Here is a 23,652-nt window from a genome sequence, read left to right as displayed (position 1 = left end):
AGCGATGGACAGCGATCTGAACACGATCTCGCGTCGCATCATTGAATTGCAGATCGAGCACCGCGATCTCGATTTCCTGATCGACCGGCTGGCGACTACCGCCAATCATGACGAGTTGCAGTTGCGCCGTCTCAAGAAGCGCCGCCTGAAACTCAAGGACACCATCACCCTGCTACAGTTGCAGCTTGAGCCGGACGTGCCGGCCTAGCGCCTACCCAAAGTTGGTTCGATTTTCATCCTGAGAGGCCGCAATCACGTGCGGCCTCCGTCATTTGACCCCACGGATTCCGCGTTGACTTCGCTTTCCCCGCTGGCCGAGCCGTCGGCTGACTCCGACGCCGATGCCGGCGACGCTTCGGCTCCCGCCGCTTCGGTACCTGCCGATGCCCATCATGCCGAACTGGCGACGCTGTTCGCCGACGACGGCACGCTGGCCAAAGGTATCGATGGTTACCGGCCCCGCAGTGCGCAGCTGACAATGGCGCAGGCCGTCGCCAACGCCATCGAAGCCGCCGATTCGATCATCGTCGAAGCCGGTACGGGCACGGGCAAAACGTACGCCTACCTTGTTCCCGCGATGCTGTGGGGCGGCAAGGTGATCGTCTCCACCGGGACGAAGAACCTGCAGGATCAGCTTTTCCTGCGCGACATCCCCACGGTGCGCAAGGCGCTGAATGCGCCGGTGTCGGTGGCGTTGCTCAAGGGCGCGCCAATTACGTCTGCCATTACCACGTCGAACGCACGTCGCAGAACGGGCGTCTCTCTTCGCGGCAAGACGCCGCATGGCTGCGCCAGATCAACCTGTTTCTGAAGACGACGAAAACGGGCGACAAGGCGGAACTTGCCAGCGTCCCCGAGAACGCGCCGGTGTGGAATCTGGTGACGTCCACGCGCGATAACTGCCTGGGTTCGGACTGCGCGTATTACAAGGACTGCTTCGTCATGCGCGCCCGCAAGGAGGCGCAGCAGGCCGACGTGGTGGTGGTCAATCATCACTTGTTCTTCGCGGACGTGATGTTGAAGGACACCGGCATGGCGGAGTTGCTGCCCGCCGCCAACACGATCATCTTCGACGAAGCGCACCAGCTGCCAGAAACCGCCACGTTGTTCTTTGGCGAGACCATCTCTACGAACCAGATTCTGGAACTCGCGCGCGACAGCGTGGCAGAAGGCCTTTCGCACGCACGCGATGCGGTGGACTGGGTGGCGATTGCCGCGCCGCTGGAGCGTGCCGCGCGTGATTTGCGCCTCGTTTTCCGCCAGGACGGGTCCCGCCTGTCGATCAAGCAGATCGACAACGATGCGGCCCTTGCCACGCCGTTCTACGAGGTGCTGCCCAAGCTTGAGCAGGCGTTTTCCGACTTTACCGGCGCGCTGGAAGCCCAGGCCGAACGCGCCGAGACCATCGAGCAGTGCCATCGCCGTGCGGTGGCGCTGTGCGAGAAACTGGAAGCGTGGGCCGATCCCAAACCGCCCAAGGCGCCAAAGAAGGAAGGGGATGACGCGGGCGCGGACAGCGAGAGTGCGGTTCCCGTTGACGAGCGTGTGCGCTGGGTCGAGGTATTCGCCAATTCCGTGCAGTTGCACCTGACGCCGTTGTCGATCGCGCCGATCTTTTCGCGTCAGCGTGCCGGCCAGCCGCGCGCGTGGGTCTTCACGTCCGCGACGCTTTCGGTGCGCGGCAACTTCACGCACTACGCTGCGCAGTTGGGCCTGGACCGTGATCGGTCCATGACGCTCGACAGCCCGTTCGACTACGCATCGCAAGGCTTGCTGTATGTGCCGCGTGATTTGCCCCAGCCGAGCGATCCGCGCTTTACCGATGCGGTGCTCGGCGCCACCTTGCCGCTGATTGAAGCGGCGGGCGGCAAGACGTTCCTGCTGTGCACGACGCTGCGCGCCGTGAATCGCGCCGCCGAGCGGTTGTCGGATGAATTCGCCCAACGCGGCTGGGATTTCCCGTTGCTCGTGCAGGGCCAGGCCAGCCGTACGGAATTGCTGGATCGCTTCCGGGCGCTGGGCAACGCCGTGCTGATCGGCAGCCAGAGTTTCTGGGAGGGCGTGGACGTACGCGGCGAGGCGCTCTCGCTGGTCGTCATCGACAAATTGCCGTTTGCCCCGCCCGATGATCCGGTGCTGAGCGCCCGCATGGAGGCGCTTGAAAAGAAGGGGCTGAGCCCGTTTGCCGTGCACCAACTGCCGCATGCAGTCATCACGCTCAAGCAGGGCGCAGGGCGGTTGATTCGCTCCGAGACCGATCGCGGTGTGCTGATGATCTGCGACCCGCGGCTCGTTGAGAAGAACTACGGCCGGCAGATCTGGCAGAGCCTGCCGCCGTTCAAGCGTACGCGCGAGGCCGAGACGGCTGCCGATTTTCTGCGTTCGCTGCGGCCAGATTCGGAAGAGGCGGCTGCCGGCGGGTCTGAAGACTGATCTGCGTGCACAAACAAAAAGCCCGGCCAATCGACCGGGCTTTTTGCTGTGCTGTTCAAGCCTTGCTTACCACCATTGGTACCAGGGCTTGTCTTTCTTGCGCTGGCCGTAGGCGAGGAAATCGCTCTTCGGATAGTTCTGCTTGATGATGCGTTCGGTGTCGTCGCGCATGTCTTTCATGCCCAGCGCTTCATACGACTTCATCATGATGTACAGCGCTTCTTCCACTGCCGGGGCGCGATCGTAATCCTTGATGGCGTCCTGCGCGCGGTTGACGGCAGCCAGGTAGGCGCCGCGGCGATAGTAGTAGCGCGCGGCGCCCACTTCATGCTCGGCCATCGCGTTGACGATGTACTGCATGCGCTGGGTGGCGTCCGGCGTGTACTTGCTGTTCGGGAACCGCGTGATCAGCGTCTTGAACGCGTCGTAGGCGGCGCGTGCGGCTTTCGGGTCGCGCTCGCTCAAATCCTGGTTCGAGAAGCGGCCGAGCCAGCCCAGGTTGTCGTTGAAGTTGATCAGGCCCTTGAGGTAGTAGGCGTAATCGACGCTGGGGTGATTCGGGTGCAACTGGATGAAGCGATCCACCGCGGCCAGCGCGGCAGCCGTCTCGCCATCCTTGTAGTTGGCGTAGGCGGTTTCGATCTGGGCTTGTTGAGCGTACTGGCCGAACGGATAGCGGCTTTCGAGCTTTTCGTAGTACTTGACCGCCTTGGCGTAGTCGCCGCCGTCGAGCGAGTCCTTCGCTTCCGAATATAATTTGTTGGCTGACCAGCCAGCCGTTTCGTCTTGCTGTTCCGGCAGGATGCCGCAGGCCGAGATAGCAAGGCATGCAACGCCTGCCACCAACACTGCTCCGATTTGCGCGCGGATTCGATTGCCGACTCGACTAACAATACGCGCCTGCTTTACGCTCGTGACCGACATGGGCACCTTTTCTGAATGAAAAATCGCATCAAGCATTATAGCCCAAGCCCTGTGTCAGACGACGCACTGGCTGACGTTTCCCTCACTGCGCAGGAGACGGAAGACACCCTCGACGATGAGGCGCTCGATTTGCCTGCCGCCGGGGCCGCTCCAGGTGCCGAGCCGATCATCGTAGAGATTCCCGAAGCCATGCACGGCGAGCGCCTCGACAAGGCGCTTGCCAAGCTGCTGCCCGACTATTCGCGCAGCCGCCTCCAGCAATGGATTGATGCCGGCGCGGTGCGTCTGCGTGGTGAGGTGGTGCGCCCGCGAGCGGCCATCTCCGGCGGTGACCGCATCGAAGTCGTCCCGCAACGCGCGGCCGACGAAAACGCCTTCGTCGCCGAGCCGATTGACCTGGATGTGGTGTACGAAGACGACACGCTGCTCGTCATCAACAAGCCTGCCGGGCTGGTGGTGCATCCCGCCGCGGGCAACTGGAGCGGCACCGTGCTCAATGGCCTGCTGCACCGCTATCCCGACGCCGTGGAGTTGCCGCGGGCCGGCATCGTCCACCGCCTCGATAAAGACACTTCCGGCCTGATGGTGGTCGCCCGCACGCTGCCTGCGCAGACCGACCTCGTGCGCCAATTGCAGGCACGTACCGTCAAGCGGACTTATCTCGCGCTGGTGTGGGGCGAAACGCCAGAAGAAGCCACGATCGATGCTCCGATCGGGCGGGACCCGCGCGACCGCACGCGCATGGCCATCATCGAAACGGCGAGCGGCAAGCCGGCGCGGACGCATTTCAAGACGCTGGACGTGGTCGACCTCGGGCGCACCCAGGTGTCGCTGGTGCGCTGCCAGCTTGAGACCGGCCGGACACACCAGATCCGTGTGCACTTTGAATCGGAGGGCCATCCGTTGCTGGGCGATCCGGTCTATACGCGCAACTTCCGGCGTGGCCAGCCGCAGACGATCAAGGCGCCGCTGCCGGTGCCTTTTGCGCGGCAGGCGCTGCACGCTGTGCGCCTCGGGTTGGTGCATCCCGCCACGGGCAAATCCGTGCATTGGGAAGCCGGCGTGCCCGACGACTTCGCCGATCTGCTGGAAGCCCTCGACATGGATCCTGATGCCGACATCAACTGATTGGATCGTTCCCGACTGGCCCGCGCATCCGCATGTCAAGGCGCTTGCCACGACGCGCCTGGGTGGCGTCAGTGTCGGGCCTTACGGATTGGCTGGCGGCTTGCCCGGCGGCCTGAACCTCGGTCAGCACGTGGGTGACGCGCCCGACGCCGTCGATCAGAATCGCCGCATTCTCCGTGCGGCGCTACCGGCTGAGCCGACGTGGATGGAGCAGGTGCACGGCACTGGTGTAGCTGATCTTGATCAACTTGTTGGTACGTCGGCGCCTGTAGTTGCCGATGCTGCGGTGGCGTCGTGGCGGGATCGGGTCTGCGTGGTCATGACGGCCGATTGCCTGCCTGTCTTGCTGAGCGACGCCCGAGGCGTCACCGTGGGTGCGGCGCATGCGGGTTGGCGTGGTCTATGCGGCGGCGTGATCGAACGCACGCTGGAAGCCATGATGCAGCGGTTGCGCGCCAGCGGCCAGGAAGCCGATCCGACGTGGCTGGCGTGGCTCGGGCCAGCCATCGGGCCATCGTGTTTTGAAGTGGGTGCGGAAGTGCGTCAGGCATTTATCGACGCCGCGCAGCCCGACGAATTGCCCGCCACCGAGGCGGCGTTCGTGGAAGGCACCTCCACGGGGAAGTTCTTCGCCGATTTGTACGCGCTGGCTCGACTGCGGCTGGCGCGCGCCGGTTGTACCGACGTGTACGGCGGTGGCCTGTGCACGATGACGGACGCCGAGCGCTTCTATTCGTACCGCCGGGAGCGCACCACGGGGCGCATGGCCACGCTGATCTGGCGCGCGGAGTGAGCCTTCAGGCGGCGCCGTCGCCAGCGTCGCTGCTCAGCGTGGGAGTGGTGTCCGCCTTGTCCTGCGCGGCTTCCTTGGCTTTCCGGCGTCGCCTGCGTGCTGGCGTGCCGACAATCCACAGGAAGAGCGATAGCGGCGCCACGCCGTAAAAGACAAATGTGCCGATGCCGGCAATCCAAGATTGCTCAGTCAAGGACATCATCAGCACGACGTAGAGCCAGGCGATGGCGACGATATACATGGGAAAAGCGGTGCCCGGCATTGGCGCAATGCGGCAGTCTCGCACGAAATTGCGCAAATTGGACCATAGCCCCGGTTCTGTGCTTAACCATTTGGTCGGAGCCGTTTTCGGTGAACGCGGCAAAACCCGCGCTGGCTGGGCGTTTCCGGCCGATCATTAACTAACGCCGATTGACAGTCTTGAAACGGCAAGGCAACAATGCCCCGCAATACTACGAGTTGCGCCGCCGTTCCAACCGGAGCGGCGCATATCGTCGGATCGAGGGCACTATGGCATCGCGTCAATCGACATCATCCAAGGCATCTAGCGCCCACACTCAAGCTCCCTTGCAGGGCTTGTCGGACCCAACGCAGTGGGCGGAGCAGTTCAAGCAATGGCAAGCCTTTGCGGGCGCCTTCGCACAACCTGGTGCCGCGGCGCCAGGTCTTGGGCAGTTCAACGGCGCAGCGACGGGTGAAGGCGCGGCGCCTTTCGCGCTGATCCCGCACGAGCGGCTGGCCGAGATCCAGCAGAAATATCTCGAGGAGTGGCTTCAGATCTGGCGCCACATGAGCACGGGCGAAAGCGCCGAGGCCGTAGCGCCATCTGATCGCCGCTTCTCGAACGACGCGTGGCGCAAGAGCCCGCTCTATGGCTATGCCGCCGCGTTCTACGTGCTCAACGCCCGCACGTTGATGGAAATGGCCGACGCAGTGCAGGCAGACGCCAAGACCCGAGAGCGCGTGCGCTTTGCCGTGTCGCAATGGACGGCTGCCATGTCGCCGTCCAACTTTCTTGCGACCAATCCGGAAGCGCAGAAGCAACTGATTGAATCGCGTGGCGAATCCCTGCGCACCGGCATCCTCAACATGCTGCAGGACATGGAGCGCGGCAAGATCTCGCAGACGGACGAAACAGCGTTCGAGATCGGGCGCAACGTCGCCAACAGCGAAGGCGCCGTCGTCTTCGAGAACGACTACTTCCAGCTCATCCAATACAAGCCGCTGACGGCCAAGGTGCATGCGCGCCCGCTGTTGCTGGTGCCGCCTTGCATCAACAAGTACTACATCCTTGATCTGCAGCCGGCCAATTCGCTGGTGCGCTATGCCGTGGAGCAGGGCAATACTGTGTTCCTCGTGTCGTGGCGTAATCCGGACGCGAGCATGGCGTCCCGCACGTGGGACGACTACATCGAAGGCGGCGCCATCGAGGCCATTCGTGTCGCGCGCGAAATCTCCGCGCAGGATCAGATCAACGTGCTGGGCTTTTGCGTGGGCGGAACAATCCTGTCGACCGCCCTGGCCGTGCTGGCGGAACGCGGACAGCATCCGGCGGCAAGCCTGACGCTGCTGACCACGCTGCTCGACTTTACGGACACCGGCATTCTCGACGTCTTCGTCGATCAAGCCCAGGTGGAAATGCGAGAGCAGACGATCGGCCCGAATGCGCCGACCGGCCCGGGCCTGCTGCGTGGCGTGGAACTGGCAAACACGTTTTCGTTCCTGCGCCCGAACGATCTCGTCTGGAACTACGTTGTCGAGAACTATCTGAAAGGCAAGACGCCTGCGCCGTTCGACCTGCTGTACTGGAATGGCGATTCCACCAACCTGCCGGGCCCGTGGTACTGCTGGTACCTCCGTCATACGTATCTGCAGAACGACCTCAAGACGCCGGGCAAGCTGAAGGTGAACGGTACGCCAGTGGATCTCGGCAAGATTGATGCGCCGGTCTACATCTACGGTTCGCGTGAAGACCACATCGTCCCGTGGAAGTCGGCCTATGGTTCTGTGCCGCTGCTCAAGGGCAAGCGGCGTTTCGTGTTGGGCGCCTCCGGCCATATCGCAGGCGTGATCAACCCGCCTGCCGCCAACAAGCGTTCGCACTGGATCAATGCCAAGCTGCCTGACTCCGCCGATGCGTGGTTCGAGGGTGCGAAGGAGCATCCCGGAAGCTGGTGGCCGGATTGGTCAAGTTGGCTTGCATCACACGCCGGCGCGCAGAAGGCTGCACCCAAGAGCTACGGCAACGCGGACTACCCGGTCATCGAGCCGGCCCCTGGCCGCTACGTCAAACAGAAAGCGTAAGATCGCGCGCATGAACCCCGTTGCCGCCGCGGCTTCGGCCGCTGGCGGTGTCCAACGACCCTCTCTTTCGACAGTGGAAGGTAAGCAAATGACCGATGTTGTGATCGTATCGGCGGTACGCACCGCCGTGGGCAAGTTTGGTGGCTCGCTGGCGAAGATCGCTGCGCCTGAGCTTGGCGCGGCTGTTATCCGCGAAGCGCTGGCGCGCGCCAAGGTGGCGCCGGACCAGGTGAGCGAAGTCATCATGGGCCAAGTGCTGACGGCAGGCTCGGGTCAGAACCCGGCGCGCCAGGCCGTCATCAAGGCAGGGCTGCCGAACATGGTGCCGGGCCTGACCATCAACAAGGTGTGCGGCTCCGGCCTGAAGGCCGTGATGCTGGCCGCCAACGCCATCATCGCGGGCGACGCTGAGATCGTCGTGGCTGGCGGGCAGGAAAACATGTCTGCCGCGCCGCACGTCCTGCCCGGTTCGCGCGACGGTTTCCGCATGGGCGATGCCAAGCTGATCGATTCGATGATTGTGGATGGGCTGTGGGACGTCTACAACCAGTACCACATGGGCATCACGGCGGAGAACGTCGCCAAGGAATACGGCATCACGCGCGAAGCGCAGGACGAGTTCGCGGTCGCGTCGCAGAACAAGGCCGAAGCTGCGCAAAAGTCGGGCCGCTTCAACGATGAAATCGTTCCGATCATGATTCCGCAACGCAAGGGCGATCCGATTGCCTTCGCGCAGGACGAGTTCGTTCGCCATGGCGCCACGCTCGAATCGATGGCTGGCCTGAAGCCCGCTTTCGACAAGGCTGGCACCGTGACGGCGGCCAACGCCTCGGGCCTGAACGATGGCGCCGCCGCTGTCGTCGTAATGTCGGCCGCCAAGGCGAAGGAACTGGGCCTGACGCCGCTGGCCACGATCCGTGCTTACGCCAGCGCTGGCCTGGACCCGAAGGTCATGGGCATGGGGCCGGTACCGGCGTCCAAACGCTGCCTGTCGCGCGCCGGCTGGTCGGTGGGCGACCTGGACCTGATGGAGATCAACGAGGCATTTGCCGCCCAGGCGCTGGCAGTGCATCAGCAGATGGGCTGGGATACGTCGAAGATCAACGTCAACGGCGGGGCGATTGCGATCGGTCACCCGATCGGCGCGTCGGGCTGCCGCATCCTGGTCACGCTGCTGCACGAGATGCAGAAGCGCGACGCGAAGAAGGGCCTGGCCTCGCTGTGTATCGGTGGCGGCATGGGCGTGGCGCTGGCGGTTGAGCGTCCGTAAGTTTTTGCAGTGAGATTGGCGTGAGGCGGAACGAATGCCGCACACGCCAATCGGAGACACCTGAGCATCTGCTGCCCGGCAAGAGGCCGGGCGGTTCTAACAACAAGGACTAGGAGTGGACATGACCAAACGCATCGCATACGTCACCGGTGGCATGGGCGGTATCGGAACGGCGATTTGCCAGCGCTTGGCGCGCGACGGCTTCACCGTTGTCGCAGGCTGCGGCCCGAACTCGCCGCGCAAGGCGAAATGGCTTGAACAACAGAAGGCGCTTGGTTTCGATTTCGTGCCGTCCGAAGGCAACGTCGGCGATTGGGAGTCGACCAAGGCCGCGTTCGACAAGGTCAAGGCCGAAGTGGGCGAGGTCGATGTCCTGATCAACAACGCCGGTATCACGCGCGACGTGGTGTTCCGCAAGATGACCCGCGCCGACTGGGATGCGGTGATCGATACCAACCTGACGTCGCTGTTCAACGTGACCAAGCAGGTCATCGACGGCATGGCGGATCGCGGCTGGGGCCGAATCATCAACATCTCGTCGGTGAACGGCCAGAAGGGCCAGTTTGGCCAGACCAACTATTCGACCGCCAAGGCTGGCCTGCACGGCTTCACGATGGCGCTGGCGCAGGAAGTCGCGACCAAGGGTGTAACGGTCAACACGGTGTCGCCCGGCTATATCGCGACCGACATGGTGAAAGCGATTCGTCAGGATGTGCTCGACAAGATCGTCAGCACGATTCCGGTCAAGCGCTTGGGCGAGCCGACCGAGATCGCCTCGATCTGCGCATGGCTGGCATCTGAAGAATCCGGCTTCTCCACCGGCGCGGACTTCTCCCTCAACGGCGGCCTTCACATGGGCTGACGCTCCCACGCCCATGCTGCGGCTATGCTGCAGCATGGGCGCGCATTTTCCCCCTTGATTTGCCTGCATGCTGCGATGCTCGATTGCATTGCAGCAGGCGTTTTGCGTCCTCTGCGTACAACTGTCCGAGTGCCTGAGCCGCATCAAAATGCTGCGGGTTTTTACCGGGGGAGGTCGCCTTTTCTTTGCAGGGCGATCCGCATAGAATCCAACCACGGAGGCGCTCCGAGACACGGGGCGTCCGATCATAACCGGATGCATCTGCGCTACGCTTGAATTCACCATTCGCGCGCAGATCGGAACAGCCGGGCAACCGCGTATTTTGCTGCACCGCCCGGTGCAGTCATTTCGCACTGCATCGGCTGCACCGCAGCAGCATCGCCAACACGGAAAGGCACGATGGCCACCAGCAAGAAGGGCACCGAACGGCTGATCAAGAAATATCCCAACCGCCGGCTCTACGACACCCAGACCAGCACCTACATCACGCTGGCAGACGTCAAGCAGCTCGTCATGGAAACCGAAGAGTTTCGCGTCGTCGATGCGAAATCCGGTGAAGACCTGACCCGCAGCATCCTGCTGCAGATCATTCTGGAAGAGGAAACCGGCGGCGTACCGATGTTCTCGGGTGCGATGCTCGCGCAGATCATCCGTTTCTATGGCAACGCGATGCAGGGCATGATGGGCACGTATCTGGAGAAAAATATCCAGGCGTTTGTCGACATCCAGAGCAAGCTGGCCGAGAACTCGAAGGATCTGTACAGCGGCAACACCTTCAACCCCGACATGTGGTCGCAGTTCATGAACATGCAGGGGCCGATGATGCAAGGCATGATGAGCAACTACATCGAGCAGAGCAAAAACCTGTTCGTGCAGATGCAGGAGCAGATGCAGAGCCAGGCCAAGAACATGTTCGGGACGTTCCCGTTCAACCAGCCGCCCGAGAAGAAGTAAGTCGGCGGGCTGGCAAAACAAGGCGGATCGCGGGGCGGTTCGCCTTTTTGTTGGGCGCGCGTCCAAGAGGGCAGCAAGGTAAAATGCCGGTCCTTCAGGTGAGGTGTACGCCTCTCCGACGTTCACGATTCCCGCCCCGGTTTCCCATGTTTGATGTCCGCCCCTGGCTTCTATGCCGGCTGTCTCCCGTTTTCGCATGAGCCGCCTGTTGCTCGCCCCGATGGAAGGGGTCGCGGATTACGTCATGCGCGACGTGCTGACGCAAGCTGGCGGCTACGACGGATGCGTCTCGGAGTTCGTCCGCGTGACGGGCTCGTTGCTTCCGGCGCGCACGTATGAACGTGAGACGCCCGAGATCCGCAACGGCGGCTATACCGCCAGCGGCACGCCGATGACCATCCAGCTCCTCGGCAGCGATCCCGAATGGCTGGCCCGCAATGCGGCATACGCGGCGACGCTCACGCCGCATGGCATCGACCTCAACTTCGGCTGCCCCGCCAAGGTCGTGAACCGACACGGCGGCGGCGCCATGCTGCTCGCCACGCCGGAAGTGCTGTACGACATCGTGCATGCCGTGCGGGCTGCGGTGCCGGCCAATATTTCGGTGACGGCCAAGATGCGCCTCGGCGTTTCGGATACGTCCCGTGCGATTGACTGTGCGACGGCGCTAGCGGAAGGCGGTGCGGAATCGCTTGTCGTGCATGCCCGCACGCGTGACCACGGCTACCGTCCGCCCGCTCACTGGGACTGGATCGCGCGCATCGCCGATGCCGTGAGCATTCCGGTCACCGCCAATGGCGAAGTCTGGACTGTGGCCGACTGGGAGCGCTGCCGGGCCGTCAGTGGCTGTAGTGACGTGATGATCGGCCGTGGCGCCGTGTCCGACCCGTTCCTGGCCCAGCGCATCCGCGGGCAGATGGACGAGGCGCCGTCCGCGGCGGAATGGCCGATCGTGCTCGGCTATCTCGCCGATTACCTGAAGAAGCTGCATGCGCGCATCTCGGCCAAGCACGAGCATGGCCGCGTCAAGCTGTGGCTGAGCTATCTGAAGCGGACGTGGCCCCAGGCTGCGGAACTGCACGATGCAATTCGCAGGCTGCAGGACGCGCTGGAAATCGAGCGCGTGATTGAGCAGATGCAGCTTCGGCTTGGTCGCCCAAACGCGGCGAACGGTTAAAATACGCAACCGCGCCGCACAGCCCACGTGCGCAGCGCAAATCCTCTCCCACATCAGGTTGTTCCCATGTCCGACGTCAGTACCCAGAGCCCCAAGGTGGGGTTCGTCAGTCTCGGTTGTCCCAAGGCCTTGGTCGATTCCGAGCAGATCATCACCCAACTGCGCGCGGAGGGGTATGAGATTTCCGGCACGTACGGCGGGGCGGACCTGGTGGTTGTCAACACCTGCGGCTTCATCGACGAGGCTGTGCAGGAAAGCCTGGATGCGATTGGCGAGGCGCTGGCCGAGAACGGCAAGGTGATCGTCACCGGCTGCCTGGGCGCCAAGAAGGACGCCGCTGGCCAGGACATCATCACCAACGTGCACCCGAAGGTGCTGGCGGTGACGGGCCCCCATGCGCTGGGCGAAGTGATGGAAGCGGTGCACACGCACCTGCCCAAGCCGCATGACCCGTTCATCGATCTGGTACCGCCGCAGGGCATCAAGCTCACGCCCAAGCACTACGCGTATCTGAAGATTTCGGAAGGCTGCAACCACCGTTGCAGCTTCTGCATCATCCCGTCGATGCGCGGCGATCTCGTCTCGCGCCCGGTGGCCGAAGTGATGCTGGAAGCGGAAAACCTGCTGAAGGCCGGCGTCAAGGAGCTGCTCGTCATCTCGCAGGACACCAGCGCCTACGGCGTCGACGTCAAATTCCGCATGGGCTTCTGGAACGGCCGCCCGCTGAAGACGCGCATGACTGAGCTGGTCGGCGCGCTGGGTGAACTGGCGTCGCAGTACGGCGCCTGGGTGCGCCTGCATTACGTCTACCCGTATCCGAGCGTGGATGAGGTGATGCCGCTGATGGCCGAGGGCAAGGTCCTGCCGTATCTGGACGTGCCCTGCAGCATGCCCACCCCGACGTGCTCAAGCGCATGAAGCGCCCGGCCAACGCCGAGAAGACGCTGGATCGCATCCGTGCCTGGCGCGAGGTGTGCCCGGAGCTGACCATCCGCAGCACCTTCATCGCAGGCTTCCCCGGTGAAACGGAAGAGGAGTTTCAGACGCTGCTCGACTTCATTGCCGAGGCCGAACTGGATCGCGTGGGCTGCTTCGCGTATTCGCCGGTCGAAGGCGCCACCGCCAACGACCTGCCGGGCGCATTGCCCGACGAGGTGCGCGAGGAGCGCCGCGCGCGCTTCATGGAAGTCGCCGAGCGCGTGTCTGCGCGCCGTCTGCAGCGCAAGGTGGGCAAGTCGCTGCGCGTGCTGGTGGACGAGGTGAATCAGGACGGTGGCATTGGCCGTTCGTCGGCGGATGCCCCGGAGATTGACGGCCTGGTCTATATCGCGCCGCCGTCCAAGCCGTACAAGCGCTACAAGGCGGGCGATTTCGTGTCGGTCAAGATTACCGGCGCGGACGGCCACGACCTGTGGGGCGAGGTCTGACCCACTTAGGTAGTCGTACCTAAATTTTGCGAACGGTCGTGCGTTTATACTGGCCGCCATCCAATTTCGATGGCTCAGGAGACAGCAATGGCACGTGAAGTGGTGGTGGTCAGCGGCGTTCGTACCGCAATCGGGACGTTTGGCGGCAGCCTGAAGGATGTGGCGCCGTGCGAACTGGGCGCACTCGTTGTGCGTGAGGCGCTCGCCCGCGCAGGCGTGAAGGGCGAGGAGGTCGGCCACGTGGTGTTTGGCCACGTGATCAACACCGAGCCGCGCGACATGTATCTCTCGCGCGTGGCCGCCGTGAACGGCGGGGTGTCGGCCGAAACGCCTGCATTCAACGTCAACCGCCTGTGCGGCTCGGGCCTGCAGGCCGTGGTGAGCGCGGCGCAGACAATCCTGTTGGGCGATGCCGATGTCGCCATTGCCGGTGGCGCAGAGAGCATGAGCCGTGCGCCGTACTTGGCACCCGCAGCCCGCTGGGGTTCGCGCATGGGCGACGCCAAGATGGTCGACATGATGCTCGGCGCGCTGCACGACCCGTTCCACACGATCCACATGGGCGTCACCGCAGAAAACGTCGCCCGCGAATTCGGCATCAGTCGCGAGCAGCAAGACCAGACCGCGCTGGAATCGCATCAGCGCGCGTCGCGTGCCATCCGGGCCGGCTACTTCAAGGACCAGATCGTTCCCGTGACGATCAAGTCGCGCAAGGGCGATATCCAGTTCGATACCGACGAGCATGTCCGTCACGATGCAACCATTGACGACATGACCAAGCTCAAGCCGGTTTTCACGAAAGAAAACGGTACGGTCACGGCAGGCAACGCTTCGGGCCTCAACGATGCGGGCGCGGCGCTGGTGCTGATGGAACGTGCGGTGGCCGAAAAGCGTGGCCTCAAGCCGTTGGCCCGGCTGGTGTCGTACGGCCATGCGGGCGTGGATCCGAAGATCATGGGCATCGGCCCGGTGCCGGCCACGCGCAAGGCGCTGGACCGGGCAGGCCTGTCGGTCAACGATCTGGATGTGATCGAAGCCAACGAGGCGTTCGCCGCCCAGGCCTGCGCTGTGACGAAGGAACTTGGCCTGGACCCGGCCAAGGTCAACCCGAACGGCTCGGGCATCTCGCTCGGCCACCCGATCGGCGCAACGGGTGCGCTTATCACGGTCAAGGCGCTGCACGAGTTGCAGCGCATCGGCGGTCGCTACGCGCTGGTGACCATGTGTATTGGTGGAGGACAGGGCATTGCGGCGGTGTTCGAACGCATCTGAACGCATTTTCTCGATTGAACGTCTGATTCGGCCAACCGGCGCGCTGTTTGCGCTGGTACTGGCCGCAGGCGTGGCGCCGGTGTCTGCGCAGACACCGGCTGCCAACAACGGCTACGACGTGTCGACCGGAAGCACGAACGTGCAGCCCGGCGACCTGGGCCTGAACCGCGCCGTTGCCGAGGGCGACAAGCGCCGCGCTCAGGCCAGGAAGGGCGACAACGCGTTCTCGGCGCAGACGTCGCCGTTGCACGTGCTGCAACCTCAGCCCGACTACGCAAAATATCCCGTCTATACCGGCGTGATCGGCGACATGCCGATTCGCATGCGTCTCGGCCGCAAGGCTGGTGAGATCGACAGCGTCCACGGCGAATACGTCCCGGGCAATGCGGCGGGCGTGCGTCTAGTGACCGGCGAATATGAAAACGGCGGCTTTCTCATGGAAGAGTCCGATGACGGTACGCACGTCACCGGCACGTGGGAGGGCGCCATCGACGGTCACGGCGTCGTGCGCGGCACGTGGACGGACGTCGCCCACGACGGCCATACGCTGCCGTTTGTGCTGCGGCCCGTCGCCGTGGTCGTGATTCCGCCGTACGATGGCACAGCCAACAGCAATGCGGCGACGCCGGCCACGCCAATGACGCCGCTGGTTCCGGCCGGGCCGGGCCAGATCGCACCGCCCGCCAGCAGTCCGACACGATCAAGCGCGCACTGGTAAGCCGCCCGAAATCGCTCATCCGCCACAAACAGGAAACCACGTGAACGACGACACCAAGCTCCCGCCGATGTTTCCCGCGACCCAAGCCGTGCATCCGGAATTGCAGATCCCGCCGGGCTTCACGGCGTTTTCGCATGCCACGCATCGTGCATCGACGGTGGTGTTCAAGAATCTCGCCGACATGCGCGCCTTCGGCAGCGGCAGCGTGGTGCACTGGCGCTATGGGCTGCATGCCACGCCCACTTCCGACACGCTGTGCCAGGCCCTGGCGCAGATCGAGGGCGGCTCCCATACGCTGCTGCTGCCTTCCGGGCTGGCGGCGATTTCGCTGGTGTATTTCTCGCTGATCAAATCGGGCGACGACGTGCTGATTCCGGACAACGCCTACGGTCCGAACCGTGACCACGGCGAGTGGATGGCGCGCCAGTTTGGCATCACCGTGCGCTACTACGACCCGATGATCGGCGCCGGCATTGCCGACCTCATGCGCCACAACACGAAGCTCGTGTGGCTCGAAGCGCCTGGATCGGTCACGATGGAAGTGCCCGACTGCACGGCCATCGCCGAGGTGGCGCGCAAGGCCGGCGCCATCACCGCCATCGACAACACCTGGAGCGGTGGCGTGTACTACCAGCCGTTCGAGCACGGCATCGACATCTCCGTGCAAGCGCTGACCAAGTACCAATCAGGCGGCAGCGATGTGCTGATGGGTGCCGCCATCACCAACGACGAAGCGCTGCACCACAAGCTGCTCGCCACGCGAATGCGCATGGGCTGGGGCGTTTCGGCAGACGATTGCTATTTCGTGCTGCGGGGCTTGCCGAGCCTGCCGACGCGTCTGGCTGCACACGACGCGCATGCCCGCGAAGTGGCCGAATGGCTGGTCGATCGACCCGAAGTCGTGCGCGTGCTGCACCCCGCCTTGCCCAGTTGCCCAGGCTACGAGAACTGGAAGCGCGACTTTACCGGCGCGAGCGGGCTGTTCTCGATCGTGCTGCACGAGCGCTATTCGCAGGCGCAGATCGACGCCTTTATCGAAGGGCTGCGCTATTTCGCGATCGGTTTTTCGTGGGGCGGGGCGCACAGCCTGGCATTGCCATACAACATCCCGTCGATGCGCACGGCGACCGCTTGGCCGCCGGCCGACTGGGAGAACGCGGGCGGCTTTGTGCGGCTGTATATCGGTCTGGAAGATCCGCGTGATTTGATTGCGGATTTGAAGCAGGCGATGGAGACGCACCTGCGGGCGGCGTAACGCCTTGCCGCAGGTGGGAATTTCCGCAGCAGCTTATTGCTGCGGGAATAGATTCAGCAATCCATCCAGGCCGACAACGTTGAACGCCACGTCGGCCTGTGCCTGCACGATGGGCTTGGCGCGGAACGCGACCGACAGGCCCGCCACGCCCATCATCTTCAGGTCGTTCGAGCCGTCACCCATGGCGATGGCGTTATGCGGCGACACGCCCAGTTCCTGGCAGAACGCCTTGAGCGTCTGCGCCTTCACATCGGCGTTGACGATCTCGCCGAGCACGCGGCCGGTCAGCTTGCCGTCCACGATTTCCAGGGTGTTGGCGCGCGTGCGGTCAAGGCCCAGACGCTCCTGCAGGCGCGAGGTAAAGAACTCGAAGCCGCCCGATACCAGCAGCGTGCGGATGCCCAGTGCCTGCACGGCCTTCAGCATCTTTTCTGCGCCCAGGGAGAGCTGCAGGCGCTCGGCATAGACGCGCTCCAGCACGCTCGCATCCAGGCCCTTGAGCAGTTCGACGCGGCGCGAGGCTCTCGTTGAAATCCTTGATCTCGCCCCGCATCGACGCTTCGGTAATGGCGGCCACTTGCGGCTTGAGCCCGCAGAAATCCGCAATCTCGTCGATGCACTCAATCGTGATGAGCGTCGAATCCATATCCATCGCCAGCACGCGAAAATCGCCGAACGTCCATTCGTCCGGAATCCACGCGTAGTCCATCTTCAAGTTGGCACAGATGGCATCAAGCTGGACGCGCAATTCGCTGGGCAGTTCGTGCACCCACTCGATGGCGGCAACGTTGGGGGCGCGCAGCTCGTAGGTGGCGCTGCCGAACAGGCTGCGGACGGATTCAATGTCGCCAGAGGACAGCGGCGACGGGCTTTGCAGGATGACGGGCATGGAGTGACAGGAGCGGGGGCGGGCAGTTCGACGCCGAAGGAAGCCCGCTATTGTAGCGAACGCCCCGCAGAACGCGCCCCACTGAGGCGTTGCTGTGAAGCGTCAGGCGCGCGCCCCAGGCTGCGCGCCACCTTGGCGAGGAAGCGGTCGCACGCGTCGAGCTGGGCGAGTTCGACATATTCGTTGGCCTTGTGCGCCTGTTCGATGTTGCCCGGGCCCACACACACCGGCGCGCTGGAACAGTGCCGTAGGCGACCTTACGACGTTGTCGTTTTCAGCACGCGCACAAGCTGCGTGATGGCGGCTTGCCCGATGCGTCCAGCGAGGGCGCAGCGGCAGTTTCGATGCGGGCGTCCGGGTGTTCGCGCTGCATGGCGGGCTCGATGGTTTCGCGCACGTAATGCTCGACGCGCGCGCGGATGGCCGGCGCATCCACGCCCGGCAGGTTGCGGAATTCAAACACCAGCTCGCACAGCGCGGGGATCGTGTTCAGCGCGATACCGCCGTTGATGAGGCCCGTCGATGCCGTGGTGAAGGGCACGTCAAACGCGTCGTCGAACGGGCCCTTGGCGCGGAATTCGTCGGCCAGGTCGCGCACGAAACAGATGATGCGCGCGGCGTATTCGATGGCGTTGACACCCTGCGGCGTGAGCGACGAATGCGCGGCGCGGCCGTGCACGCGGCAGCGGTAGGCGTTGATGCCCTTGTGCGCGACGATCGGGCGCATGGAGGTGGGCTCGCCTACGATGCAGCCGGCGGGCTTGATGCCGCGGGCGATCAGGTCTTCGATCATGCGCGGGGCGCCCACGCAGCCGACTTCTTCGTCGTATGACAGCGCAAAGTGAAGGGGCTCGCGCAGCTTGGCCTGGAGCAGCGACGGCACCAGCGCCAGCGACGAAGCGATGAAGCCCTTCATGTCGCACGTGCCGCGCCCGTAGAGCTTGCCGTCGCGCACTTCCGGCGCAAACGGGTTGCTGTCCCATTTCTGGCCGTCCACCGGCACCACATCGGTATGGCCCGACAGAACGATGCCGCCTTGCACACTGCCATCTGCTGCCGGGATCGTGGCAAACAGGTTGGCCTTATTGCCATCGTCGTTGTGCGAGAGGTGCGATTCAAGACCGACGCCGCGCAGGTAGTCGCGCACGGTTTCGATCAGCGCCAGGTTGGAGCCGCGGCTGGTGGTATCGAAGCTGACGAGCTTGTTCGTCCAGTCGAGGGTGGAGAACGGTGTGGGGGCGGTGCTCATGATGGTGTCCTTGTTCTGATCGGCCGATCCTACCGGATCACGTCAATTGCCGCATGGCGTGGCGAATGGTCTGCGCCAGCGCGCCGAACTCGGCCGGAATGTTCTCGATACGCAAGCGATCCTGCCCCGCCAGCTTGATCTGCCGGTTCTTCTGGACGAGATCGATAATCTTGATGGCATCGACAGGCGGGTTCGGTATGAACTGCAGCGTGACGGCGTTCGTGCCCGTGTCGATCTTGCGGATGCCCAGCGGCGCGGCGGCAATGCGCAGCCGGTGCGTTTCGATGAGCGATTGCGCCTGCGGCGGCAGCTTGCCGAAACGGTCGATCAGCTCCTCCTGGATGTTGTCGATCGTCTCGCCGCTCGCTTTCGCAGTTGGCCAGGCGCTTGTACAGCGACAGGCGTTCCTGCACATCGCCGCAATAGTCTTGCGGCAGCAGGGCCGGCGTGCCGAGATTGATCTCGGTCGTGGCCGCGAGTGGCGCCATCAGGTCGGGCTCCTTGCCGGCCTTGAGCGACTTCACGGCCTGGTTGAGCATGTCGGTGTAGAGCTGGAAGCCGATCTCGGAAATCTCGCCCGATTGCTTGTCGCCCAGCACTTCGCCGGCACCACGGATTTCCAGGTCGTGCATCGCCAGGTAGAAGCCCGCACCGAGTTCTTCCATCTGCTGAATGGCTTCAAGGCGGCGCTGTGCCACTTGGTCAGGCCGTCGTCGTGCACCAGCAGGTACGCATACGCCTGGTGGTGCGAGCGCCCGACGCGGCCACGCAACTGGTGCAACTGCGCCAGGCCGAACTTGTCAGCGCGGTGGATCAGGATCGTGTTGGCGGTCGGCACGTCGATGCCGGTCTCGATGATCGTCGTGCACAGCAGGATGTTGGCGCGCTGGGCCACGAAATCGCGCATCACGCGCTCCAGTTCGCGCTCGTGCATCTGGCCGTGTGCGACGACCACGCGCGCTTCCGGAATCAGCTCTTCCAGTTTGGCGCGCTTGTTCTCGATGGTCTCGACCTCGTTGTGCAGGAAGTAGACCTGCCCGCCGCGTTTCAACTCGCGCAGGATGGCCTCGCGCAGCACCGTCTTCCTCGCGGCGCAGGAACGTCTTGATGGCCAGGCGCTTTTGCGGCGCCGTGGCGATCACCGAGAAATCGCGCAGGCCTTCCAGCGCCATGCCCAGCGTGCGCGGGATCGGTGTGGCGGTCAGCGTCAGCACGTCCACCTCGGCACGCAGCGTCTTGAGCGCCTCCTTCTGGCGCACGCCAAAGCGATGCTCCTCGTCGATGATGACGAGTCCCAACCGGTCGAACTTCACGTCCGGCGAGCAGCTTGTGCGTGCCGATCACGATGTCGATCGTGCCGGCGTTGATGGCGTCGATCGCGGCGTCGATCTCTTTCTTGTTCTTGAAACGCGAAATCTCGGCAATGCGCACCGGCCAGTCGGCAAAGCGGTCGACCAGCGTCTGGTAGTGCTGCTCGGCCAGCAGCGTAGTCGGCGCCAGGATGGCCACCTGCTTGCCGCCCATCACCGCAACAAATGCGGCACGGAGCGCGACTTCCGTCTTGCCAAAGCCGACGTCGCCGCAGACCAGGCGGTCCATCGGCTTGCCCGACGTCATGTCGGCGATCACCGCAGCAATGGCGGCGGCCTGGTCGGGCGTTTCTTCAAAGCCGAAGCTCTCGGCAAACGTAGCGTAGTCCTCGGGCGTGAGCGGGAACGCGAAGCCCTGGCGCAATGCGCGCCGCGCGTACAGGTTCAGGAGTTCAGCCGCCGTATCGCGAATCTGCTGCGCGGCCTTGCGCTTGGCTTTTTCCCATTGGCCCGAGCGAATGCAGCGGCGCGGTTTCCGGATCGGCACCCGAGTAGCGCGAGATCACGTGCAACTGATGCACCGGCACGTAAAGCTTGCTGCCCTTGTCGTAGTCGAGGTGCAGGAATTCTTCCTCGCCGTTGCCCATGTCGATGGAGACCAGCCCCTGGTAGCGCCCGATGCCGTGTTCGCTGTGCACCACCGGATCACCGATCTTCAGCTCGGCCAGATCGCGCACCATCGAATCGACGGCGGTGGCCTGTTCCTGCTTGCGGCGACCGGCGCGGCGCACGGTCTGCGCATACAGCTCGGTCTCGGTGATGAGCGCGATGCGTTCGTCGCCGAGGATGAACCCCTGGTACAGCGGTGCCGCCCAGCACGAACTTGGCATCGCCGCGCATCAGATCGGCAAAGTCCGCGACGCCCTCGGGGTGCAGGCCGCTGGCGGCAAGCATTTGCGCAAGCGTCTCGCGGCGGCCTGCGGATTCGGCGCAGATCATCACACGGCAATTGCTGCGCATGAGGAACGATTCGAGATTGACCAGCGGGTCTTCCGCCCGGCGGTTGACGGCAACGTTCGGCAACGGCAGCGAAAGCGGTGCATCACCCGGCTCGCGCGCAACACCAGGCGAGCGTGCGGCTTGGCCGCGACGAACGCCTCTTCATCCAGATACAGCGTGGAAGGCTGCAGCAGCGGCCGCTCGCGGTCGTGGCGCATGAAGTTGTAGCGCTGCGTGGTGTCGGCCCAGAAGCGGCGCACCGCGCCTTCGATGTCGCCAACAAAGGCGAGATGCGTGGCGCCCGGCAGGTAGTCGAACAGCGTCGCGGTCTCTTCAAAGAACAGCGGCAGGTAATACTCGATGCCGGCACTCGGCACGCCGTTGCCGATGTCCTTGTAGATGGGCGAGCGCGTCGGGTCACCTTCGAACACCTCACGCCAGCGACCGCGGAAGGCCGTGCGCGAGGCTTCGTCCATCGGAAATTCGCGGCCCGGCAGCAGGCGGACTTCGTTGACCGGGTAGAGGCTGCGCTGCGTGTCGGGATCGAATGAGCGGATGGTCTCGATTTCGTCGCCAAACAGGTCGAGCCGATATGGCAGCGGCGAGCCCATCGGGAACAGGTCGATCAGGCCGCCGCGCACGGAATATTCGCCTGGGCGCATCACGGCGCTGACGTGCTCGTAGCCGGCCAGCGTGAACTGCGCTTTCAGCGCTGCCTCGTCCAGCTTTTCGCCCTTCTTGAAGAAGAACGTGTAGGCCGCCAGGAACGATGGCGGCGCCACGCGTTGCAGCGCCGTGGAGGCCGGCACGAGCAGGATGTCGCACGCACCGTTCTGCAGGTCATGCAGCGTCGCCAGCCGCTCGGAGATCAAATCCTGGTGCGGCGAGAAGTTGTCGTACGGCAGCGTTTCCCAGTCAGGAAGCAGCTTCACGCGCGCCTGCGGGGCAAACCAGCTTAGCTCCTCCGCCAGGCGCTGGGCATCGACGGCATTGGCGCAGACCACCGCCAGCATCGGCACGGCGGCGCGATGCTGCTCGAGGTAGCGCGCCAGCAGCAGGGCATCTGCCGCCCCCTGCAGGCCGCTGAAGACAAAGCGCGAGCCCGGTTTGACGGCGGGCAGGGCGGAGAGCGAAAAATCGGACATGAGGCGTGAGGTTGTGTGGGGCACGACTGCAAGACAAAGCACGACACCCCGCCGGCATGTGCAGGCGGGGTGTCGTGACGCAGACCGCTATTATAAAATCCGCGCCAGCCGCGCGCTTGGCGAGGGCAAAACCCACGCAAATGCTGCGCCCACGTTCACTTTCCCGCCTGTCATGTCGATTTCCCACCCTGGCCGCCGCCGTTTTGCGCTGATTCCCTCGGCCGGCACCGGCTCGCGCGCCGGCGGCGATCTGCCCAAGCAATATCAGGCGATTGCCGGGCGGCCGATGCTCTGGCATACCGCGCAGGCGTTCCTGGCCAGCCCCGAAATCGACACCGTGCTGGTGGTGACGACGCCCGGCGCACAGTCGCTGGTGCAGCGCTTTCCCGACGGTGGTTTCGATGCGCCCAAGCTGGTGGAGGTCGATTGCGGTGGCGATTCACGCCACGCATCGGTCACGCATGGGCTGGCGGCATTGCGCGGCCTCGGCGCACACGATGACGACTGGGTGCTCGTGCATGACGCGGCGCGCCCGGGCTGACGCCGGCGCTGATCGCGCGTTTGGTCGCGGCGGTGGAGGCCGAAGGCACGCAAGCTGCGGGGGCATCCTTGCGCTGCCCGTGGCCGACACGCTCAAACGTGCCGATGCAGCCCAGCACATCGACGCGACCGTGTCGCGCGACGGCCTGTGGCAAGCGCAGACGCCGCAGATGTTTCCACTCGGGCTGCTGGAGCGCGCTTTGCGGGAAGCGCTGCTGCAACATCGCATCGTCACCGATGAAGCCAGTGCGATTGAAGCCGCCGGTCACCCGCCGCTGCTTGTGCCGGGGCGCTGCGCAACTTCAAGGTGACGTATCCCGACGATTTCGCGCTCGCCGAGGCCATCCTCGCGCAGGGCGCACAACCGAACGAGGCATCGCAAGCATGAACTGGATGGACATCCGCATTGGCCAGGGCTACGACGTGCACGCGCTGGTGGAGGGCCGCAAGCTGATCCTGGGCGGCGTGGAGATTCCGCACACACGCGGGCTGCTGGGCCACTCCGACGCTGACGCGCTGCTGCATGCGATTACCGATGCGCTGTTCGGCGCCGCCGGCCTGGGCGACATCGGCCGGCACTTTCCCGACACCGATCCGGCCTTTGCCGGCGCCGACAGCCGCGTGCTGCTGCGCGAAGCCGTGCGCCGCGTGCACAAGGCGGGCTACGCGATCCACCGTCATCGCGCAGAAACCGAAACTCGCGCCGCATGTGCCCGGCATGGTGGCCAATCTTGCGGAAGACCTGGGCATTGCGCCCGAGCGTTGCAACGTCAAGGCCAAGACCAACGAGAAGCTCGGCTTCGAAGGCAAGGAGGAAGGCATCGTCGCGCAGGCGGTGGTGTTGATCTATCGCGCAGAAGCCGCCGATCAGGACTGAGTTCTCGTCGCCATCGCGCCTAGGCAAACGGCAGCACCGGAGGCGAACCGGGCTGTTTTTTTCTTTATGTAATCGACGCAGTTATTCGGCCGCGATGACCTGCGCCGCCGCGTTGACGACAGCCGC

Annotated in this window: 13 protein-coding genes and 7 pseudogenes; 15 read left to right on the top strand and 5 right to left on the bottom strand. The window is 64.1% G+C overall.

All coding sequences use genetic code 11. From position 1 onward, the window contains the following. The first annotated feature begins 4 nt into the window (after window positions 1–4). Both OWR21_RS03855 and OWR21_RS03850 read left to right on the top strand, forming a co-directional pair. Complete coding sequence (locus OWR21_RS03855) at window positions 5–208, top strand: DUF465 domain-containing protein (RefSeq protein ID WP_004627116.1); 204 nt, start codon at window positions 5–7, stop codon at window positions 206–208. Between the two features lie 84 nt (window positions 209–292). Beyond that, window positions 293–2,433: pseudogene (locus OWR21_RS03850) on the top strand (ATP-dependent DNA helicase). A 66-nt stretch (window positions 2,434–2,499) separates the two neighbouring features. Here OWR21_RS03850 and OWR21_RS03845 read toward each other — a convergent pair. Continuing rightward, a complete protein-coding gene (locus OWR21_RS03845; RefSeq protein WP_027681296.1) occupies window positions 2,500–3,357 on the bottom strand; it encodes an outer membrane protein assembly factor BamD in 858 nt (285 codons plus the stop codon). A 15-nt stretch (window positions 3,358–3,372) separates the two neighbouring features. On the opposite strand from OWR21_RS03845, the gene OWR21_RS03840 reads away from it, so the two are divergent. Next, window positions 3,373–4,485, top strand: a complete 1,113-nt coding sequence (locus OWR21_RS03840) for an RluA family pseudouridine synthase (RefSeq protein ID WP_332394641.1) — start codon at window positions 3,373–3,375, stop codon at window positions 4,483–4,485. Beyond that, complete coding sequence (gene pgeF, locus OWR21_RS03835) at window positions 4,469–5,278, top strand: peptidoglycan editing factor PgeF (protein WP_316899208.1); 810 nt, start codon at window positions 4,469–4,471, stop codon at window positions 5,276–5,278. The genes OWR21_RS03840 and pgeF overlap by 17 nt, the downstream gene beginning before the upstream one ends. Before the next feature lie 4 nt (window positions 5,279–5,282). Here the strand turns inward: pgeF and OWR21_RS03830 are convergent, their stop codons facing one another. Next, on the bottom strand, window positions 5,283–5,519 hold the full coding sequence (locus OWR21_RS03830; protein WP_316899206.1) for a hypothetical protein: 237 nt from the start codon (window positions 5,517–5,519) through the stop codon (window positions 5,283–5,285). 269 nt (window positions 5,520–5,788) lie between these two features. Here OWR21_RS03830 and phaC point away from each other — a divergent pair, with 269 nt between their 5' ends. The 9 genes and pseudogenes from phaC (at window position 5,789) to OWR21_RS03785 (ending at window position 16,517) form a co-directional block, all read left to right on the top strand. Further along, window positions 5,789–7,582, top strand: a complete 1,794-nt coding sequence (gene phaC / locus OWR21_RS03825) for a class I poly(R)-hydroxyalkanoic acid synthase (RefSeq protein ID WP_332394640.1) — start codon at window positions 5,789–5,791, stop codon at window positions 7,580–7,582. A gap of 88 nt (window positions 7,583–7,670) precedes the next feature. Continuing rightward, a complete protein-coding gene (locus OWR21_RS03820; RefSeq protein WP_147217659.1) occupies window positions 7,671–8,852 on the top strand; it encodes an acetyl-CoA C-acetyltransferase in 1,182 nt (393 codons plus the stop codon). 121 nt (window positions 8,853–8,973) lie between these two features. Further along, complete coding sequence (locus OWR21_RS03815; RefSeq protein ID WP_009240759.1) at window positions 8,974–9,714, top strand: 3-ketoacyl-ACP reductase; 741 nt, start codon at window positions 8,974–8,976, stop codon at window positions 9,712–9,714. A 399-nt stretch (window positions 9,715–10,113) separates the two neighbouring features. After that, a complete protein-coding gene (gene phaR / locus OWR21_RS03810; protein WP_004627096.1) occupies window positions 10,114–10,668 on the top strand; it encodes a polyhydroxyalkanoate synthesis repressor PhaR in 555 nt (184 codons plus the stop codon). A gap of 196 nt (window positions 10,669–10,864) precedes the next feature. Next, the gene (locus tag OWR21_RS03805; protein WP_027681301.1) at window positions 10,865–11,845 is read left to right on the top strand and encodes a tRNA dihydrouridine synthase; all 981 of its coding nucleotides are present in this window, start codon (window positions 10,865–10,867) and stop codon (window positions 11,843–11,845) included. A gap of 66 nt (window positions 11,846–11,911) precedes the next feature. Then, window positions 11,912–13,272 (top strand): annotated as a pseudogene (rimO, locus tag OWR21_RS03800) (30S ribosomal protein S12 methylthiotransferase RimO). A gap of 87 nt (window positions 13,273–13,359) precedes the next feature. Further along, the gene (gene bktB, locus OWR21_RS03795) at window positions 13,360–14,544 is read left to right on the top strand and encodes a beta-ketothiolase BktB (protein WP_332394639.1); all 1,185 of its coding nucleotides are present in this window, start codon (window positions 13,360–13,362) and stop codon (window positions 14,542–14,544) included. Next, on the top strand, window positions 14,519–15,262 hold the full coding sequence (locus OWR21_RS03790) for a hypothetical protein (protein ID WP_332394638.1): 744 nt from the start codon (window positions 14,519–14,521) through the stop codon (window positions 15,260–15,262). The genes bktB and OWR21_RS03790 overlap by 26 nt, the downstream gene beginning before the upstream one ends. A gap of 40 nt (window positions 15,263–15,302) precedes the next feature. Further along, window positions 15,303–16,517: a cystathionine beta-lyase gene (locus OWR21_RS03785; protein WP_316899198.1), complete on the top strand. Its 1,215-nt coding sequence runs from the start codon at window positions 15,303–15,305 to the stop codon at window positions 16,515–16,517. 33 nt (window positions 16,518–16,550) lie between these two features. Here OWR21_RS03785 and serB read toward each other — a convergent pair. The 3 pseudogenes from serB to mfd form a co-directional block, all read right to left on the bottom strand. Then, a pseudogene (serB, locus tag OWR21_RS03780) lies at window positions 16,551–17,406 on the bottom strand (phosphoserine phosphatase SerB). A 47-nt stretch (window positions 17,407–17,453) separates the two neighbouring features. Continuing rightward, a pseudogene (gene argE / locus OWR21_RS03775) lies at window positions 17,454–18,655 on the bottom strand (acetylornithine deacetylase). Between the two features lie 37 nt (window positions 18,656–18,692). After that, window positions 18,693–22,109, bottom strand: a pseudogene (mfd, locus tag OWR21_RS03770) (transcription-repair coupling factor). Between the two features lie 172 nt (window positions 22,110–22,281). Here mfd and ispD point away from each other — a divergent pair. Then, a pseudogene (ispD, locus tag OWR21_RS03765) lies at window positions 22,282–23,037 on the top strand (2-C-methyl-D-erythritol 4-phosphate cytidylyltransferase). Further along, window positions 23,034–23,526: pseudogene (gene ispF / locus OWR21_RS03760) on the top strand (2-C-methyl-D-erythritol 2,4-cyclodiphosphate synthase). The pseudogenes ispD and ispF overlap by 4 nt, the downstream one beginning before the upstream one ends. The last annotated feature ends 126 nt before the right edge of the window (window positions 23,527–23,652 follow it).

The organism is Ralstonia sp. 1B3 (genome assembly GCF_036631435.1).
This window is presented reverse-complemented; position numbering and strand designations above follow the sequence as displayed.

What these genes read in the sequence shown, in the direction of transcription:
- OWR21_RS03855 (WP_004627116.1), top strand. Translation starts at nt 5, where the DNA reads ATGGACAGCGATCTGAACACGATCTCGCGTCGCATCATTGAATTGCAG.
- OWR21_RS03845 (WP_027681296.1), bottom strand. Translation starts at nt 3,357, where the DNA reads ATGTCGGTCACGAGCGTAAAGCAGGCGCGTATTGTTAGTCGAGTCGGC.
- OWR21_RS03840 (WP_332394641.1), top strand. Translation starts at nt 3,373, where the DNA reads ATGAAAAATCGCATCAAGCATTATAGCCCAAGCCCTGTGTCAGACGAC.
- pgeF (WP_316899208.1), top strand. Translation starts at nt 4,469, where the DNA reads ATGCCGACATCAACTGATTGGATCGTTCCCGACTGGCCCGCGCATCCG.
- OWR21_RS03830 (WP_316899206.1), bottom strand. Translation starts at nt 5,519, where the DNA reads ATGTATATCGTCGCCATCGCCTGGCTCTACGTCGTGCTGATGATGTCC.
- phaC (WP_332394640.1), top strand. Translation starts at nt 5,789, where the DNA reads ATGGCATCGCGTCAATCGACATCATCCAAGGCATCTAGCGCCCACACT.
- OWR21_RS03820 (WP_147217659.1), top strand. Translation starts at nt 7,671, where the DNA reads ATGACCGATGTTGTGATCGTATCGGCGGTACGCACCGCCGTGGGCAAG.
- OWR21_RS03815 (WP_009240759.1), top strand. Translation starts at nt 8,974, where the DNA reads ATGACCAAACGCATCGCATACGTCACCGGTGGCATGGGCGGTATCGGA.
- phaR (WP_004627096.1), top strand. Translation starts at nt 10,114, where the DNA reads ATGGCCACCAGCAAGAAGGGCACCGAACGGCTGATCAAGAAATATCCC.
- OWR21_RS03805 (WP_027681301.1), top strand. Translation starts at nt 10,865, where the DNA reads ATGAGCCGCCTGTTGCTCGCCCCGATGGAAGGGGTCGCGGATTACGTC.
- bktB (WP_332394639.1), top strand. Translation starts at nt 13,360, where the DNA reads ATGGCACGTGAAGTGGTGGTGGTCAGCGGCGTTCGTACCGCAATCGGG.